Source organism: Frigoribacterium sp. CFBP9030, assembly GCF_034045195.1.
GTDB lineage: Bacteria > Actinomycetota > Actinomycetes > Actinomycetales > Microbacteriaceae > Frigoribacterium.
In genome coordinates this window covers 215,595-230,932 of record NZ_JAXCWG010000002.1, presented here as the reverse complement: position 1 = coordinate 230,932, position 15,338 = coordinate 215,595, and the positions used below count along the sequence as shown (strand labels likewise).

Annotated in this window: 14 protein-coding genes and 1 tRNA gene; 10 read left to right on the top strand and 5 right to left on the bottom strand. The window is 71.7% G+C overall.

The features are described 5' to 3' along the window. Nucleotides 1-11 precede the first annotated feature (11 nt). The 3 genes from SOM13_RS03265 to SOM13_RS03255 are packed head-to-tail and all read left to right on the top strand — an operon-like array spanning nucleotide 12 to nucleotide 3,624. Nucleotides 12-1,592 (top strand): NCS1 family nucleobase:cation symporter-1, encoded by a 1,581-nt coding sequence (locus tag SOM13_RS03265; RefSeq protein WP_320478902.1) that lies wholly within the window; start codon nucleotides 12-14, stop codon nucleotides 1,590-1,592. 13 nt (nucleotides 1,593-1,605) lie between these two features. Beyond that, nucleotides 1,606-2,349 carry an aspartate/glutamate racemase family protein gene (locus SOM13_RS03260; RefSeq protein WP_320478901.1) on the top strand — a complete coding sequence of 248 codons (744 nt, stop codon included), beginning with the start codon at nucleotides 1,606-1,608 and terminating at the stop codon, nucleotides 2,347-2,349. A gap of 27 nt (nucleotides 2,350-2,376) precedes the next feature. Beyond that, nucleotides 2,377-3,624 (top strand): MFS transporter, encoded by a 1,248-nt coding sequence (locus SOM13_RS03255; RefSeq protein ID WP_320478900.1) that lies wholly within the window; start codon nucleotides 2,377-2,379, stop codon nucleotides 3,622-3,624. 15 nt (nucleotides 3,625-3,639) lie between these two features. On the opposite strand, the gene SOM13_RS03250 is transcribed toward SOM13_RS03255, so the two are convergent. The 4 genes from SOM13_RS03250 to SOM13_RS03235 form a co-directional block, all read right to left on the bottom strand. Continuing rightward, a complete protein-coding gene (locus SOM13_RS03250; protein WP_192060393.1) occupies nucleotides 3,640-4,989 on the bottom strand; it encodes an NAD(P)/FAD-dependent oxidoreductase in 1,350 nt (449 codons plus the stop codon). A 130-nt stretch (nucleotides 4,990-5,119) separates the two neighbouring features. Next, on the bottom strand, nucleotides 5,120-5,350 hold the full coding sequence (locus tag SOM13_RS03245; RefSeq protein ID WP_192060394.1) for a hypothetical protein: 231 nt from the start codon (nucleotides 5,348-5,350) through the stop codon (nucleotides 5,120-5,122). A gap of 79 nt (nucleotides 5,351-5,429) precedes the next feature. Further along, on the bottom strand, nucleotides 5,430-6,407 hold the full coding sequence (locus SOM13_RS03240; RefSeq protein ID WP_320478899.1) for an aldo/keto reductase: 978 nt from the start codon (nucleotides 6,405-6,407) through the stop codon (nucleotides 5,430-5,432). Nucleotides 6,408-6,558: 151 nt separating this feature from the next. After that, a tRNA-Leu gene (locus SOM13_RS03235) sits at nucleotides 6,559-6,643 on the bottom strand. A gap of 132 nt (nucleotides 6,644-6,775) precedes the next feature. Here SOM13_RS03235 and SOM13_RS03230 point away from each other — a divergent pair. The 5 genes from SOM13_RS03230 to SOM13_RS03210 are packed head-to-tail and all read left to right on the top strand — an operon-like array spanning nucleotide 6,776 to nucleotide 12,438. Then, nucleotides 6,776-8,125 carry a M20/M25/M40 family metallo-hydrolase gene (locus SOM13_RS03230; protein WP_192060396.1) on the top strand — a complete coding sequence of 450 codons (1,350 nt, stop codon included), beginning with the start codon at nucleotides 6,776-6,778 and terminating at the stop codon, nucleotides 8,123-8,125. Between the two features lie 24 nt (nucleotides 8,126-8,149). Continuing rightward, nucleotides 8,150-8,992, top strand: a complete 843-nt coding sequence (locus SOM13_RS03225; RefSeq protein ID WP_192060397.1) for an undecaprenyl-diphosphate phosphatase — start codon at nucleotides 8,150-8,152, stop codon at nucleotides 8,990-8,992. Next, nucleotides 8,989-10,329 (top strand): cysteine--1-D-myo-inosityl 2-amino-2-deoxy-alpha-D-glucopyranoside ligase, encoded by a 1,341-nt coding sequence (gene mshC / locus SOM13_RS03220; RefSeq protein ID WP_320478898.1) that lies wholly within the window; start codon nucleotides 8,989-8,991, stop codon nucleotides 10,327-10,329. The genes SOM13_RS03225 and mshC overlap by 4 nt, the downstream gene beginning before the upstream one ends. 43 nt (nucleotides 10,330-10,372) lie before the next feature. Continuing rightward, nucleotides 10,373-11,719 (top strand): sensor histidine kinase, encoded by a 1,347-nt coding sequence (locus SOM13_RS03215; protein WP_320478897.1) that lies wholly within the window; start codon nucleotides 10,373-10,375, stop codon nucleotides 11,717-11,719. Then, nucleotides 11,716-12,438: a response regulator gene (locus tag SOM13_RS03210; RefSeq protein ID WP_192060400.1), complete on the top strand. Its 723-nt coding sequence runs from the start codon at nucleotides 11,716-11,718 to the stop codon at nucleotides 12,436-12,438. Before SOM13_RS03215 ends, SOM13_RS03210 begins: the two co-directional genes overlap by 4 nt. Nucleotides 12,439-12,476: 38 nt before the next feature. On the opposite strand, the gene SOM13_RS03205 is transcribed toward SOM13_RS03210, so the two are convergent. Then, complete coding sequence (locus SOM13_RS03205) at nucleotides 12,477-13,385, bottom strand: proteasome assembly chaperone family protein (RefSeq protein WP_192060401.1); 909 nt, start codon at nucleotides 13,383-13,385, stop codon at nucleotides 12,477-12,479. Between the two features lie 123 nt (nucleotides 13,386-13,508). On the opposite strand from SOM13_RS03205, the gene SOM13_RS03200 reads away from it, so the two are divergent. Both SOM13_RS03200 and SOM13_RS03195 read left to right on the top strand, forming a co-directional pair. Next, the gene (locus SOM13_RS03200; RefSeq protein ID WP_192060402.1) at nucleotides 13,509-14,201 is read left to right on the top strand and encodes an HAD family hydrolase; all 693 of its coding nucleotides are present in this window, start codon (nucleotides 13,509-13,511) and stop codon (nucleotides 14,199-14,201) included. Nucleotides 14,202-14,287: 86 nt separating this feature from the next. Next, complete coding sequence (locus SOM13_RS03195) at nucleotides 14,288-15,319, top strand: tRNA (adenine-N1)-methyltransferase (protein ID WP_320478896.1); 1,032 nt, start codon at nucleotides 14,288-14,290, stop codon at nucleotides 15,317-15,319. Nucleotides 15,320-15,338: the final 19 nt, after the last annotated feature.

The window sequence follows — 15,338 nt, the reverse complement described above, 5'->3', positions numbered from 1 at the left end:
AGGAGGCAATCGTGGCATCGAACACCGCACCGCCCGTCGAGACGGCAGCGCAGCACCCGTCGGGTTCGGCCACCGCCGCGAAGGCGGGCTACCACCCCGATCTGACGAACGACGACCTGGCGCCGCTCGCCCGGCAGACCTGGGGCGGCTACAACATCTTCGCCTTCTGGATGTCCGACGTGCACTCCGTCGGGGGCTACGTGACGGCGGGCAGCCTGTTCGCCCTCGGCATCGCCAGCTGGCAGGTGCTGGTCGCCCTCGTGGCCGGCATCCTCATCGTCAACGTCTTCACGAACCTCGTCGCCAAGCCCAGCCAGCGGACCGGCGTGCCCTACCCGGTCGTCAACCGAGCGGTCTTCGGGGTCCGCGGGGCGAACATCCCGGCGATCATCCGCGGACTCATCGCGACGGCCTGGTACGGCGTGCAGACCTATCTGGCGTCGCAGGCCCTGACCATCGTGTTCCTCAAGTTCCTCCCCGCCAGCGCCGCTCTGCTCGGGCCGTCGTTCCTGGGTCTCGACGCCCTCGGCTGGATCAGCTACGGCATCCTCTGGGTGGCTCAGGCCGCGCTGTTCTGGCGGGGGATGGAGTCCATCCGCCGGTTCATCGACTTCGCGGGCCCCGCGGTCTACGTCGTCATGATCGTCTTGGCCGTCTACCTCGTCTCGCAGGCCGGCTGGGGCGCCATCAGCCTGAACCTCTCCGCGGGGCCGCCCCTGGAGTTCGGAGCCTCGATCCCGCTCATGCTCTCGGCGGTGGCGATCGTGGTCAGCTACTTCTCCGGTCCGATGCTGAACTTCGGCGACTTCGCCCGGTACGGTCGCAGCTTCCGCGCGGTGAAGAGGGGCAACCTCCTCGGTCTGCCCGTCAACTTCCTCTTCTTCTCACTGCTCACGGTGATCTGCGCCTCCGCGACCGTCCCGGTGTTCGGCCGTCTGATCACCGACCCCATCGAGACCGTCGACGCCATCGGGACGCCCTTCGCGATCCTGCTCGGCGGGCTGACGTTCATCACGGCCACCGTCGGCATCAACATCGTCGCGAACTTCATCTCGCCGGCGTTCGACTTCACGAACGTCAGCCCGCGTCGGATCAGCTGGCGGGCCGGCGGCATGATCGCGGCCGTCGGCAGCGTCGCCCTCACCCCCTGGAACTGGTACGGCGACGCGCAGGCGATCCAGTACTCCCTCGGGGTGCTCGGCGCGCTGATCGGCCCGCTCTTCGGCATCCTCATCGCGGGCTACTACCTCGTCGGGCGGCAGCGCATCGCGGTCGACGACCTGTACACGATGGGCCCGGCCGGGCGGTACTGGTATCGCGGGGGAGTGAATCCGAACGCCGTCCGTGCGCTCGTCGGGTCGGGTCTCATGTCCGTGGCGATCGCCGTCGTCCCGGCCCTGGTCGTCGACCTCGGCGGGCCGTCGGCGACCTGGATCAGCGACTACAGCTGGTTCGTCGGCTGCGGGCTCGGTCTCGTCTCCTTCCGGTTCCTCGAACGACGCCGGCCGCAGATGCCGTCGCTCGACGCCCACGACGAGACCGTCGACGACGGCACGACCGTCGACGACGGCACGATCGTCGCCACCGCCTGAGGAGCCCCGCACCATGCACGTCCGCGTCGTCAATCCGAACACCAGCGTCGGCATGACCCGATCGATCGGCATCGCGGCGCGGGCCGCGGCCTCGCCGTCGACCCGCGTCACGGCCGTCAACCCGACCATGGGGCCGGCCTCGATCGAGAGTCACTACGAGGAGGCGCTGGCCGTGCCGGGCCTCCTCGAGCAGATCGCACTGGGCGAGCGCGACGGGGTCGACGCGTACGTCGTCGCGTGCTTCGGCGACCCGGGTCTCGACGCCGCCCGCGAGCTCGCCCGGGGCCCGGTGATCGGCATCGCCGAGGCCGCGTTCCATGCCGCCTCGTTCGTCGCGCGTCGGTTCGGGGTCGTGACGACGCTCGGTCGCACGACCGGCCGCGCCCGCGAGCTGGTCGACCGCTACGGCTTCGGGCCGGCCTGCGTCGAGGTCAGGGCCTGCGAGATCGCCGTGCTCGAGCTCGACGACCCCGCCTCGGAGGCGCGGCGGGTCGTCGCCGACGAGTGCCGCGCCGTGTTCGCCGCAGGGGCCGACGCGGTCGTCCTCGGCTGCGCGGGGATGGCCGACCTGTGCCACGACCTGAGCGGCGAGCTCGGTGCCCCGGTCGTCGACGGCGTCGGAGCCGCGACCGCCTTCGCGGAGTCGCTCGTCCGGCTGCGCCTGCGGACGAGCACCCGCGGCGAGTCCGCCGCACCGCCGCGCAAGGACTTCGCGGGTCTGCTCGCGCCGTTCTCGCTCGCGGGCGCGCGCGTCTGACCGCGGCCGGGCACGTACCCTGAGGGGATGTCGACCCCGGCGCCCGACGCCCCCACCGCCTCCCCCCGTGTCCGTCTCGGACGCGACGTCGTCGTGCTCGGCGTCATCGCCTTCTTCGTGATGGTCGGCTTCGGCGTCGTCGTGCCCGTGCTGCCCGTCTACGCCCGGAGCTTCGGGGTCGACAACACCCTGGTCGGCGCCGTCCTCTCGGCGTTCGCCCTGATGCGCCTCGTGGCGAGCCCCTTCGTCGGCAAGCTGCTCGACCGGGCCGGCGAGAGGCTGGTGCTCTCGGTGGGGATCGGCATCGTGGCCGTCTCGAGCGGTCTGGCCGGGCTGGCCGAGACGTACCCGCAGCTGCTGCTGCTGCGCGGACTCGGCGGCATCGGATCGGCCATGTTCAGCATCGCCGCCATGACCCTCCTGCTCGCCACGACGGCGCCCTCGCACCGGGCGCGCGCCATCGGCTTCTACCAGGGCGGGTTCCTGGTCGGCGGCATGGCCGGGCCGGCCCTCGGCGGCGTGCTGGCGACGATCTCGCTGACGGCGCCGTTCTTCTTCTACGCCGCCACGCTGCTGATCGCCGGTCTCGTGGGCGTCGTCCTGCTGCGCCCGGCGAGAGGGCGCACGTCGACGACCTCGACCGAGCCGCCCGTGCCGTTCGCCGTGGTGCTCCGCGACATCCGGTTCCGCGCCGCCTGCGTCGCGAGCTTCAGCCAGGGGTGGTCGTCGCTCGGCGTGCGGAGCGCGCTGGTGCCCGTCCTCGTCGTCGAGGTGCTCAAGGGCACGACCGCCTGGACGGGCATCGTCTTCGCCGTGGCCGCCGTCGCGCAGACGCTCGCCCTCGCACCGGCCGCGAAGCTGGTCGACACGGTCGGTCGCCGCCCGGCGATGATCGGGGCGTTCGCCGTCGCGGCCGTGACCCTCGCGGCGGTGGCGTTCTCGACCGACATCGTGATGCTCGGCGTGCTGCTCGCGGTCTACGGCGTCGCCACGGCCTTCATGGGCACGGCCCCGGCGGCTCTGGTGGGCGACGCGGCGGGCGGCCGCGGCGGGCGCCCGGTGGCCGTCTTCTCGATGTGCTCGGACCTGGGCGCCATCGCGGGCCCGCTGGTGGCGGGGCTGCTCGTCGACACGACGTCGTACGCAGTCGCCTTCGGGTCGGCCGGGGCCCTGCTGGCCGTGAGCGCGATCATCTCGCTGCGCCTGCCCCGGGGTGCGGCACCGACCGCGCAGACCGAGGAGGCGCGCCCCGGTTCCCCGGGACGCGCCTCCTGATCGATCGCTCGAGCGTTACTTCTTCTTCTTGGCTCCGCCGTCGGCCGGGACCGACGGGGTTACCTTGAGGAAGCCCGCGCGCGGGTCGGCCATGCCGACCAGCGGCGTCTGATCGCGTCCGCCGAAGAAGTTGGTGATCCAGCCCGTGAGGATGCGCCACTTGCGATTGAGCGTCGGCATCGCGTACAGGTGGTAGCCCCGGTGGGCGAGCCAGGCCGGGACGTTCTTCATCTTGACGTCCTTGATGTTCGCCGCGCCCTTGCCGATGCCGAAGCTCGCGACCGTTCCGACGGACTCGTGACGGTACTCGGCGATCGGCTGACCCGAGAGCTGCGCGATGATGTTGTCGGCGACGGTCACCGCCTGTCGGACGGCGTTCTGCGCGTTCGGCGGGTAGTAGGCCGGCTGCTGCTCGCTGAGCAGATTCGGGACCTGGGCGCCGTCGCCGAGCGACCAGACGCCGTCGAGGACGTCGCCCTCGTCGGTCTGCACCTGCAGCGTGGCCGACACGTTGACGTGGCCGCGCGGCCCGAGGGGCAGACCGAGGTCGGCGAGCACGGGGTTCGGCTTGACGCCGGCCGTCCAGACGATGGTGCCCGCGGGGATGGTCTCGCCGTCGCTCAGGACGACGTCGCCGTCGATGCACGAGGGCATCGTCGTCTTGAGGCGGATGTCGATGCCGCGCGAGCGCAGGTGCCCGAGAGTCCACTTGGACAGCTCGGGGCCGACCTCGGGGGCGACGCGGTCGAGGGCCTCGACGAGGACGAAGCGGAGCTCGTCGCGCGACAGGTTCGGGAACGAGTCGACCGCGGCCTTCGCCGCGTCGTCGAGCTCGGCCATCGCCTCGACGCCGGTGTAGCCGCCGCCGACGAAGACGACGGTCAGGAGCTTGCGTCGCGTGGCCGGGTCTGAGACCGAGGCCGCCTCGGCGATGTTCCCGAGGATGCGGTCGCGGACGTACTGGGCCTCCTCGACGCTCTTGAACCCGACGCCGTTCTCGGCGAGCCCGGGGGTGGGGAACGTGCGGGTGACGGCGCCGAGGGCCACGACCAGCTGGTCGTAGGCGATGGTGCTCGTGACGCCGTCGCCGGTCGTCACCGACACGGTCTTCGCCGCGCGGTCGTGACCCGAGACGGCCGCCTCGACGACCTTGGTCTTACGGAGCGCCTTGCGGAGCGGCACGGTGACGTCGCGAGGCGCGATGTGGCCGCCGGCGACCTCGGGCAGGAACGGCTGGTACGTGAAGTACGGGGCCTGATCGACGAGCGTGATGCTCGCGTTCTGCGGGGGTCGGCGTTTCTGGAGCTCGAGAGCTGTGGTGAGCCCGGCGGAACCGCCGCCGAGAATTACGATGCGCGTTGTCATAGATGTTTCCTCCCGCGTCGACCGTACCGTGCGTGATGCCCGGCGGTCCGACGCGCACGAAGTCCGTCGGGGATGCGTCGACCCGGCGACCGCCGCGCGAGGCGCAGCGGTCGCCGGGTCGACGTGGTGGTCAGCGGTCGGCGGGGATGTCCGAGTCGGTGAACTCGCCGTCGGCCTCGTCGGACTTCGCGCCGTGCGCCTCGTGCCCCTCGTCCCCGTCGGCGGGGATGTCGCTGTCGACGTACGAGCCGCTCCGCTCGGTCGTGGTCTCTTCGGTGCGCGTCACGGTCGCGTCGCCCGCACCGCCCGTCTTCTCCGTCTTCTCGGTGTGCTCGACGTTCTCGTTCGACTCGCTGCCCATGGTTGCCTCCGTCGGATGGTTCGCACGACGTGGTCGCCGCGCGTGTCGCTCACAGTAGGCCCGACCACGGGCCCGCGGGTCAGAAGCCCTCGTTCTCGCGCGTGACGTAGGGGGATTCGAGCGCGTCGAGCTCGTCGTCCGTCAGCCACAGGTCGACGGACGCGACCGCGTCGTCCAGGTGCTGCATCTTCGTCGCTCCGACGAGGGGGGAGGTGACGGCGTCCTGCTGCCGCACCCAGGCCAACGCGACCTGCGCGCGTGAGACGCCCCGCGCCTCCGCGACCTCCGCGACGGCGGCTGCCACCCGGCGGTCGCCCTCCTCACGCTGACGGTAGAGGGTGCGGCCGAACTCGTCGGTCTCGCTGCGCGAGGTGGCGGCGTCCCAGTCGCGCGTCAGACGGCCGCGGGCGAGCGGCGACCAGGGCAGCACGCCCACGCCCTGGTCCACGCAGTAGGGGTGCATCTCGCGCTCCTCCTCCCGTTGGATGAGGCTGTACTGGTCCTGCATCGACACGAAGCGGGTCCACCCGCCGAGGTCGGCGGCGTGCTGCATCGACGCGAACTGCCAGGCCCACATGCTCGACGCGCCCAGGTACCGCACCTTGCCGGCGCGCACCAGGTCGTGGAGCGCCTCCATGGTCTCCTCCACCGGCACCTCGGGGTCGAAGCGGTGGATCTGATACAGGTCGATGTGATCGGTGCCAAGACGACGCAGGCTGTCGTCGACGGCGCTCATGATGTGACCGCGGCTGAGACCGGCGCCGTTCGGCCCGGGGCGCATCCGACCGTGCACCTTGGTCGCCAGGACCACCTCGTCACGCGTGGCGAAGTCGCGCAGGGCCCGGCCGACGATCTCCTCGCTGGTGCCGTCGGAGTACACGTCGGCGGTGTCGAAGGTCGTGACGCCGAGCTCGAGGGCGCGGCGGATGAACGGCCGGCTGTCGTCCTCGCCGAGCGTCCAGGCGTGCGAGCCCCGCTCGGGGACTCCGTAGCTCATGCAGCCGAGGGTGACGGCCGAGACCGTCAGTCCGCTGGTTCCGAGTCGTGCGTACTCCATGGGGGTCCTCTCGTCGTGTGCTGGCCCGAACCCTACCCCGGCGGCACCTGCGACCGCGGAAACCAGAAAGACCCGATCACCAGTGGTGATCGGGTCTTTCGTCTGTCTCAACACAGACCGTGTGAAGTCCGCCTGCAAGGCTTGTCTTCGGTGTCCGAGGGGGGACTTGAACCCCCACGCCCTATACGGGCACTAGCACCTCAAGCTAGCGCGTCTGCCATTTCCGCCACCCGGACTGGATGGTGCCGGCCGAAGCCGACCACGAAACATTAGCACGGCTCGAGAGGGCCTCTCGACCACAGGGCGGGTGGGCCGCTCGTCGCGGCCCGACGACAGGGCCGAGGAACCCTCCGGGTAGCGTGGTCGCCATGACGACGACACCTGCGCAGCCCCTCGACGGCGACACCGCCGGTTCCGCCCCGGAGCCCGAATTGGACGAGACGGCGACGATCGCCCGCGACCTCATCCGCTTCGACACCTCCAACTACGGCGGGGGCCGGTCGAACGGCGAGGCCGAGGCGGCCGACTACGTCGCCGACCGGCTGCGGGCGCTCGGCGTCGAGCCGCAGCTGTTCGAGTCCGAGCCCGGGCGTGTCAGCGTCGTGGCCAGGATCGAGGGTCGCGACCGGGCCAAGCCGGGCCTCGTCGTGCACGGTCACCTCGACGTGGTGCCCGCCGATCCGGCCAACTGGTCGGTCGATCCGTTCGCCGGCGTGGTGCGCGACGGCATGCTCTGGGGCCGTGGTGCCGTCGACATGAAGAACATGGACGCGATGATGCTCTCGTCCATCGGCGACATCCTCCGGTCGGGCGAACGACCGGCGCGCGATCTGGTCGTCGGATTCCTCGCCGACGAGGAGGCCGGGGGAGTACTCGGGTCGCACTTCCTCGTGAAGGAGCACCCCGAGCTCTTCGACGGGGCCACCGAGGCCATCAGCGAGGTGGGCGGCTACTCGACGTTCATCGACGGCCGACGGTCGTATCTGCTGCAGACGGGCGAGAAGGCCCTCATCTGGGTCAAGCTGATCGCCCGCGGAACGGCCGGCCACGGATCCCAGATGATCGAGGCGAACGCCGTCACCCGGCTCGCCGAGGCGGTCGCCGCGCTGGGGCGTCGACAGTGGCCGATCACGCTGACCGACACCACCTCCGCTCTGCTGCGGCAGGTGGCGCGGATCCTCGACGTCGACGTCGAACAGGTGTCGCCCGACGAGCTCGTCCTCCAGACGGGCACGGCCAGGGGATTCATCCGGGGGTCGCTCCGCACGACCACGAACCCCACGATGCTGACGGCGGGCTACAAGCACAACGTCGTCCCGGACACCGCGGAGGCGCTGGTCGACATCCGCTGCATGCCCGGTCAGGAGGCGGCCGTCCTCGACGAGGTGCGCGACCTCGTCGGCGACGACATCGAGATCGTGACCATGCACACGGACATCGGGCTCGAGACGCCGTTCTCCGGGCCCCTCGTCGAGGCCATCGAGGCCACCCTGCACCGTCACGATCCGGGTGCCCCGGTGCTGCCCTACCTTCTCTCGGGCGGCACGGACAACAAGGCGCTGAGCCTCCTCGGGATCGCCGGCTACGGCTTCGCCCCCCTGCGTCTCGACGAGGGCATGGACTTCCCCGCGATGTTCCACGGGGTCGACGAGCGCGTCCCCCTCGACGCACTATCCTTTGGCAGTCGCGTCCTCCGGGACCTCCTCGCGACGTACTGAGCACCACGCACCAGAAGGATCCCCATGGAGCAACTCCTCCAGGCACTCCTCCTCGGCCTCGTCCAAGGCCTCACGGAGTTCCTGCCCATCTCGTCGAGCGCGCACCTCCGGATCGTCGGCCTCCTGTTCTCCGATCCGAACAGCACGGTCGAGTTCGACCCGGGGGCGACGTTCACGGCCATCACGCAGCTGGGCACGGAGCTGGCGGTGGTCATCTACTTCTGGCGCGACATCAAGCGCATCGTGGTCCGCTGGTTCCAGGGCGTCACGGGCCGGATCCCGCGCACGGACCCCGACGTGCGGATGGGCTGGCTCGTCATCATCGGCACCATCCCGATCGTGGTCGTCGGATACGTCGCGCAGGAGTACATCCGCTCGGTCTTCCGGTCGCTCTGGATCGTCGCCGTCGTCCTCATCGTCTTCGGCATCCTCCTGGGTCTCGCCGACCACCTCGGCAAGAAGGCGGCGCGTTTCGAAGACATGTCGTACGGTCACGGCATCGCCGTCGGCGTCGCGCAGGTGCTCGCGCTGATCCCCGGCGTCTCGCGCTCGGGTGCTACCACGACCACGGCTCTCGCCCTCGGCTACACGCGGCCCGCGGCAGCGCGCTTCTCGTTCCTGCTCGCCGTGCCCGCGGTCTTCGGCAGCGGTCTCTACGAGCTCGTCCAGAGCTTCAGTGACCCCGGCCCCTACTCGCTGGGGCTCACGCTGGCGGCCACCGTCGTCGCGTTCGTCGTCGGGTTCCTCGTCATCGCGTTCTTCATGAACTACATCTCCCGCCGCAGCTTCATGCCCTTCGTCGCCTACCGGCTCGTCCTCGGCGTCGTGCTCATCGTGCTGCTCTCGACGGGCGTGGTGACGGCGTGAGGTCGTGGGCCCGCCCCCGAGTCCCCACGCTCCCGGGCGCCGGGCGTCTGCCGATGCTGCACGACACCGCCACCGGCATGCGCCGCGCCCCCGCGATCGTCGACGGCGCGGCAGCGTTGTACGTCTGCGGCATCACCCCCTACGACGCCACCCACCTCGGGCACGCGTCGACCTACCTCGCCTTCGACACGCTCGTCCGCGTCTGGACGGATGCGGGCGTCGACGTCACGTACGCACAGAACACGACCGACGTCGACGATCCGCTCCTCGAGCGGGCGACCGCGACGGGCGTCGACTGGCGCGAGCTGGCGGCCTCCCAGACCGACCTCTTCCGGTCCGACATGGAGCACCTCGCCGTCGTGCCGCCGACGCACTACGTCGCCGTGACGGACGTCGTGACGGACGTCGCCCGAGCCGTGGCGCGCCTCCTCGACTCCGGATCCGCCTACCGCGTGCCCACCGAGGGCTCCGCCGTCGACGACGTCTACTTCGACGTCCGCGCCGCCGAACGCGACACGTCGTGGCACCTCGGACTCGAGAGCCGACTCGACCCCGAGACCATGGCGCGCTTCTCGGCGGAACGCGGCGGCGATCCCGGCCGCGCGGGCAAGCGCGACCCGCTCGACCCCCTCCTGTGGCGGGGCGCCCGGGAGGGCGAGCCCTCCTGGGAGTCCCCGGTCGGCGAGGGGAGGCCCGGCTGGCACATCGAGTGCACGGTGATCGCCGAGCAGACCCTCGCCTCGCCGATCACGGTCAACGGCGGTGGCAGCGACCTGGTGTTCCCGCATCACGAGATGAGCGCGGCGCACGGCCAGGCGCTGACGGGGGGTCGCTACGCCGACCTGTTCGCCCACACGGGCATGGTGGCGTATCAGGGCGAGAAGATGAGCAAGTCGCTCGGCAACCTCGTGAAGGTGAGCGAGCTCGTCGCCGGCGGGGCCGACGCCAGGGCCGTGCGCCTCGCCGTGGCCGCGCACCACTACCGGTCCGACTGGGAGTGGTTCGACAGCGACCTCGTCGACGCCGAGGCCCGCCTGCGCGTCTGGTCGACGTGGGCCGATACCGCGCCGCCGCGGCCCGACGCCGCTGCGGACCACGCGACGACGTCGCCCCTCGGCGCGACCCCGGTCGAGTCCGTCCCCACCGGTCTGCTGACGAGCCTCCGCGCCGCCCTCGCCGACGACCTCGACACGCCGTCCGCGATCGAGGCCGTGGACCGCTGGATCGCCTCCGGCGCCGACGCGACGTCCGTCGACCTCGACGCCGTCACCGCTCTGCTCGGCGTGGACCTGCTCGGCGTCGAGCTGCCGTCCCGTGCCGTCGAGGCCACCGCCTGACTGATCCTCACCTAGGTCGCCGCTCTGGCAGACTGGCGTGGTCATGTCGCCCCGCAGCTCCCGTCCCGCCGCGCCCTCCGGCGCCGACGGCCCGTCCCGGGGCTCGATGCGGCGCGAGCGGCTCGTCGACTCCGCGCTGGCCGTCGGGTTCCTCGTGCTGGCGCTCGTCACCTCGGCGCTGGCGTCGGTGATCCTGAGCTCCGACGGGCACGCCATGCCGTCGACCCTCGAGACCCTGGCGGGCGCGGTGGCGGTGAGCCTGCCGATCGCGTTCCGCCGGAGGTTCCCGGTGTCGGTCATGATCATCGTCTCGACGGCGTTCATCGTGCTCGGGGTGAGGGGGCATCCCGACGACCTCCTGCCCTCCATCGCAGAGTTCCTCGTCGTGTTCTCCGCGAACGTCTGGTCGCCCTCGCGGCGCCGTGCGCTCGTCTGGAGCCTGGCGGTCGTCGTCGCCATGTTCGCCTGGCTCGCCATCGACATCGCAGCGCAGGTGAGCGACGACTCCGACTCCGCCGACGTCGTCCTGGCCTCCAGCCTCTACTCGGTCGTCCTGAACGCCCTGTTCTTCATCGCCGCGATCCACTTCGGCCGCGTCTCGCGTGAGTCGAGGTCACGCCGGCGCGCGCTCGAGAGGTCCGACGCGGCCCTCCGTGCGGCCAACGACCGGATCGCCGAGCAGGCGATCGGCGACGAGCGCGCCCGCATCGCCCGCGAGCTGCACGACGTGGTGGCCCACCACGTCGCCGTCATCGGCATCCAGGCCGGTGCCGCGCGACGCACGCTCGACCGCCCCGAGATCGCCCGAGGCGCACTCGCCGCCGTCGAGGAGACCGCACGAACGACCATCGACGAGCTCGACCGCCTCCTGACCGTCATGCGCTCGCGCGACGGGCTGCCTCCCGAGCCCGTGGCCGGTCTGGCCGCCCTCCCCGACCTCGTGGCCGACACCCGCGCCCTCGGACTCGACGTCCGACTCGAGATCGACGGCGACACCCGCGACGTCCCCGACGGCGTCGGCTCCACGCTGTACCGGATCGCCCAGGAGGCGCTGACCAACACCCTCAAGCACGGCGCGGCCAGGTGCGCCGTCGTCCGGATCGTCCACGGTGAGGGGTCGGTCGGCCTCGAGGTCGTCGACGACGGACTCGGCTCGAGCGGGCGCGCTGCACGCGCCGAGGGCGCCGGCCGAGGCGCGACCGGTGCGCTCGATCCGGCGGCGGCCCCCTCCGGTTCGGGTCTCGGGCACCGGGGGATGCGCGAACGGGTGGATCTGCACGGCGGTCGCCTCACCGTGGGCCCCCGCGAGGGAGGCGGCTACCGCGTCCGCGTCGACCTCCCCGTCGTGGCCCACCCTCCGAAGGGGGCTACCCTCTTCGAGGGGGAATGAGCATGGAGAAGACGAACGACCGGCCGGTGCGGGTGCTCCTGGCCGACGACCAGGATCTCGTGCGAGCGGGGTTCCGGATCATCCTCGAGACCGCCAGGGGCGTGACGGTCGTGGGGGAGGCGCGCGACGGCGTCGAGGCCGTCGACCTGGCCGCGAGCCTCGAGCCGGACGTCGTCGTGATGGACATCGAGATGCCCGGCATCGACGGCGTCGAGGCCACCAGGCGCATCCTCGGGTCGTCGGGCGAGCACCGCCCGTCGGTGCTGATCCTCACGACCTTCGCCCGGGGCGACTACCTGTTCCGGTCGCTCCAGGCCGGGGCGAGCGGCTTCCTGCTGAAGACCGCCGGCCCGGAAGAGCTCATCGAGGCGATCGGCGTCGTGGATCGCGGTGACGCGCTCGTCTGCCCCGAGCTGACCCGTGCAGTCGTCACCCGTGCGCTCGTCGACACGACGGAGAACGCCGTCGTGCCGAACGCACGGCTGAGTCTCCTCACGGGCCGCGAACGCGAGGTGCTCGACGGCATGGCTCGGGGCGCCTCCAACGCCGAGATCGCACGCGGGCTGTTCGTCGGCGAGGCGACCGTGAAGACGCACGTCTCGAACGTCCTCGCCAAGCTGGCGCTGCGCGATCGCACCGCCGCGGTCGTGTTCGCCTACGAGAACGGCGTCGTCGTCCCCGGCGAGCTGGGCGACGGAGGCGCGGCGGGGGTCGACTAGGTCAGCCGCGTCGATGGGCGGCGCCCTCCGCCCGGCGCTCAGGGGGCCGGCGGGTACCGCGGGTCGTCGCCCTTGCCGTCGCGTCGGCGGAGGTACTGCTCGAACTCCTGCGCGATGGCCTCGCCGCTCGCCTCGGGGGAGTCGACGGTGTCGCGCGCCTGCTCCAGCTGCTCGATGTAGCCCGCCATGTCATCGTCGTCGGCCGCGAGGGCGTCGATGCCGGCCTCCCATGCGGCGGCCTCCTCGACGAGGTCGCCGCGGGGCACGCTCACGGCGGACAGCTCGTCGAGCTTCTCGACGAGCGCGAGCGTCGCCTTGGGCGAGGGGGCGTTGTGCACGTAGTGCGGGACGGACGCCCAGACCGACAGCGAGGGCACGCCGGCCGTCTCGACGGCGTCGCCGAGGACGGAGAGGATGCCCACCGGGCCCTCGTACGTGCTGCGCTCGAGGCCGAGCTGACCTCGGACGTCGGCGTTGTCGCTGCTGACGAAGACGGAGATCGGCCGGGTGTGCGGGACGTCGGCGAGCATCGCCCCGAGGAACACCACGGAGGTGATCGCGTGGACGTCCACGAGGTCGACGATCTCGGCCGCGAACCCGCGCCAGCTGCGCGACGGCTCGGCGCCCAGCAGGACGAAGACCTCGGTGTCGGACCCGACGTCGGACGACGCGGCGATGACCTCGGAGGAGTCGGGTGCGGCGAGCAGCTCGATCCGCGGCCAGACGAGCGTCCGCCCGCCGTCGTCGTCGAGCCCGATCTGCGGGCGGTTGAACTGGTAGTCGATGTACCGCTCGCCGTCCAGCTCGGCCACCGGCTCGAGGCCCAGCGACTCGACGAGGCTCCGTGCGACCCCGCTGGCCGCCTCGCCGGCGTCGTTCCACCCCTCGAAGGCGACGACCAGGAGTCGCCCCTTCGCGAAGTCCGACGTGTTCGACGTGTTCGTCACCTGTGTCCTCACCGAGCCGGGCCCGCTGCACCGGCGTCTTGACCCTCCACAGTAGACCGTGCGTCGCCGGGTCCCCGGCCGGGTCGGCCGGACCGCCGGGCGCCTCCCGTAGACTCGATGCCCGTGACCTCCTCTCTTCCCGCCGCGGTCCTCTGGGACATGGACGGCACTCTCGTCGACACCGAGCCCTACTGGTACGAATGCCAGGTCGAACTGGTCGAGTCGTTCGGCGGAACCTGGACCAGAGCCGACGGCGACGCCATGATCGGCACGGGCCTGTGGGACTCCGCCCGGGTCATCCAGCAGCACGGCGTCGATCTCCCGCTCGACGAGATCATCGACCGCCTGACGACCGGGGTCCTGGCGCTCGTCGCCGACGACGTCCCGTGGCGCCCCGGCGCCCGAGAGCTCCTCGCCGAGCTGCGGAGCGAGGGCGTGCCCACGGCGCTCGTCACGATGTCCATCCGGCGCATGGCCGACTTCATGATCGAGGCGATCGACTTCCCGGCCTTCGACGCCGTCGTGGCCGGCGACGAGGTCGAGAACAGCAAGCCCCACCCCGAGGCGTACCTGCGCGGCGCGGCCCTGCTCGGCGTCGACATCGCCGACTGCGTCGCCATCGAGGACTCCCCGCCCGGGGCCGCGTCGGCCGTCGCGTCCGGCGCCGTAGTCCTCGGCGTCGAGCACGCCGCACCGCTCGTCGACGACGCCGGGTACACCCGTGCCACGACCCTCCGCGGTGTGACCGTGGCCGACCTGCGCCGGCTGCACGCCGCGGCACGCGACACGAGCCGACCACCCGCCTCCGCCCTCTGACCGCGGGGCGCCGATCGGCGCCGACCCGCGCCTCCTCGGCTCCCGGCCCTCGACCGAGCCGCCCCTCCGACCGAAAGCAGCACCGCATGACCGCCACCCGTCGCCAGTCCGGCCCCTTCCTCGAGGGCGACAAGGTCCAGCTGACCGGCCCGAAGGGCAAGATGAACACGGTCGTGCTGACCCCCGGCGCGGTGTTCCACACCCACCGGGGCATGATCGCCCACGACGCGCTCGTCGGTCTGCCCGACGGCTCGGTCGTGGCGAGCACCACCGGCGACGAGTACCTGGCCCTGCGCCCGCTGCTCAGCGACTTCGTCATGTCGATGCCGCGCGGTGCCGCCATCGTCTATCCGAAGGACGCCGCCCAGATCGTCGCCTTCGCCGACATCTTCCCCGGCGCCACCGTCGTCGAGGCCGGGGTGGGGTCGGGCGCCCTCTCGCTCTGGCTGCTGCGAGCGATCGGCCCCGAGGGCAGACTGGCCTCGTTCGAGCGCCGCCAGGAGTTCGCCGACGTCGCCGAGGGCAACGTCGTCAGCTTCTTCGGCTCGGAGCAGCCGAACTGGAGCGTCACGGTCGGCGACCTCGTCGACGAGCTGCCGAAGACGATGCCCGACGGCACGGTCGACCGCGTCGTGCTCGACATGCTCGCCCCCTGGGAGTGCGTCGACGCGACCGCCGCCGCCCTCACCCCCGGCGGACTGGTCGTCTGCTACGTCGCCACGGCGACCCAGCTCTCGCGCGTCGCCGAGGCCCTCCGCGCATCCGGCGTCTTCACCGAGCCCGACGCCTCCGAGACGCTCGTCCGCGGTTGGCACGTCGAGGGGCTGGCCGTCCGTCCCGACCACCGCATGATCGGGCACACCGGGTTCCTCATCACGGCACGACGGCTCGCGCCGGGTGCCGAGCTGCCGCAGCTCAAGCGCCGTCCGTCGAAGTCCGACTACTCCGACGAGGACGTCGAGCTCTGGACCCCCGGCGCCCTCGGCGACCGCACGGCCAGCGACAAGAAGCTCCGCAAGACGGCGCGCCAGGCGAGGTCGGCCGCCGACGCCGCCGTGGCCGCGACGGAGTCCGACGCGACCTCGAGGTCGGCCGGCGACCCGTCGTCCTCCGCCTGAACGGCGCCGATCTCCCCGC

Excerpts from the sequence above, each read along its gene's own strand:
- SOM13_RS03260 (WP_320478901.1), top strand. The coding sequence starts at position 1,606 with ATGCACGTCCGCGTCGTCAATCCGAACACCAGCGTCGGCATGACCCGA.
- SOM13_RS03255 (WP_320478900.1), top strand. The coding sequence starts at position 2,377 with ATGTCGACCCCGGCGCCCGACGCCCCCACCGCCTCCCCCCGTGTCCGT.
- SOM13_RS03250 (WP_192060393.1), bottom strand. The coding sequence starts at position 4,989 with ATGACAACGCGCATCGTAATTCTCGGCGGCGGTTCCGCCGGGCTCACC.
- SOM13_RS03245 (WP_192060394.1), bottom strand. The coding sequence starts at position 5,350 with ATGGGCAGCGAGTCGAACGAGAACGTCGAGCACACCGAGAAGACGGAG.
- SOM13_RS03240 (WP_320478899.1), bottom strand. The coding sequence starts at position 6,407 with ATGGAGTACGCACGACTCGGAACCAGCGGACTGACGGTCTCGGCCGTC.
- SOM13_RS03230 (WP_192060396.1), top strand. The coding sequence starts at position 6,776 with ATGACGACGACACCTGCGCAGCCCCTCGACGGCGACACCGCCGGTTCC.
- SOM13_RS03225 (WP_192060397.1), top strand. The coding sequence starts at position 8,150 with ATGGAGCAACTCCTCCAGGCACTCCTCCTCGGCCTCGTCCAAGGCCTC.
- SOM13_RS03215 (WP_320478897.1), top strand. The coding sequence starts at position 10,373 with ATGTCGCCCCGCAGCTCCCGTCCCGCCGCGCCCTCCGGCGCCGACGGC.
- SOM13_RS03210 (WP_192060400.1), top strand. The coding sequence starts at position 11,716 with ATGAGCATGGAGAAGACGAACGACCGGCCGGTGCGGGTGCTCCTGGCC.
- SOM13_RS03195 (WP_320478896.1), top strand. The coding sequence starts at position 14,288 with ATGACCGCCACCCGTCGCCAGTCCGGCCCCTTCCTCGAGGGCGACAAG.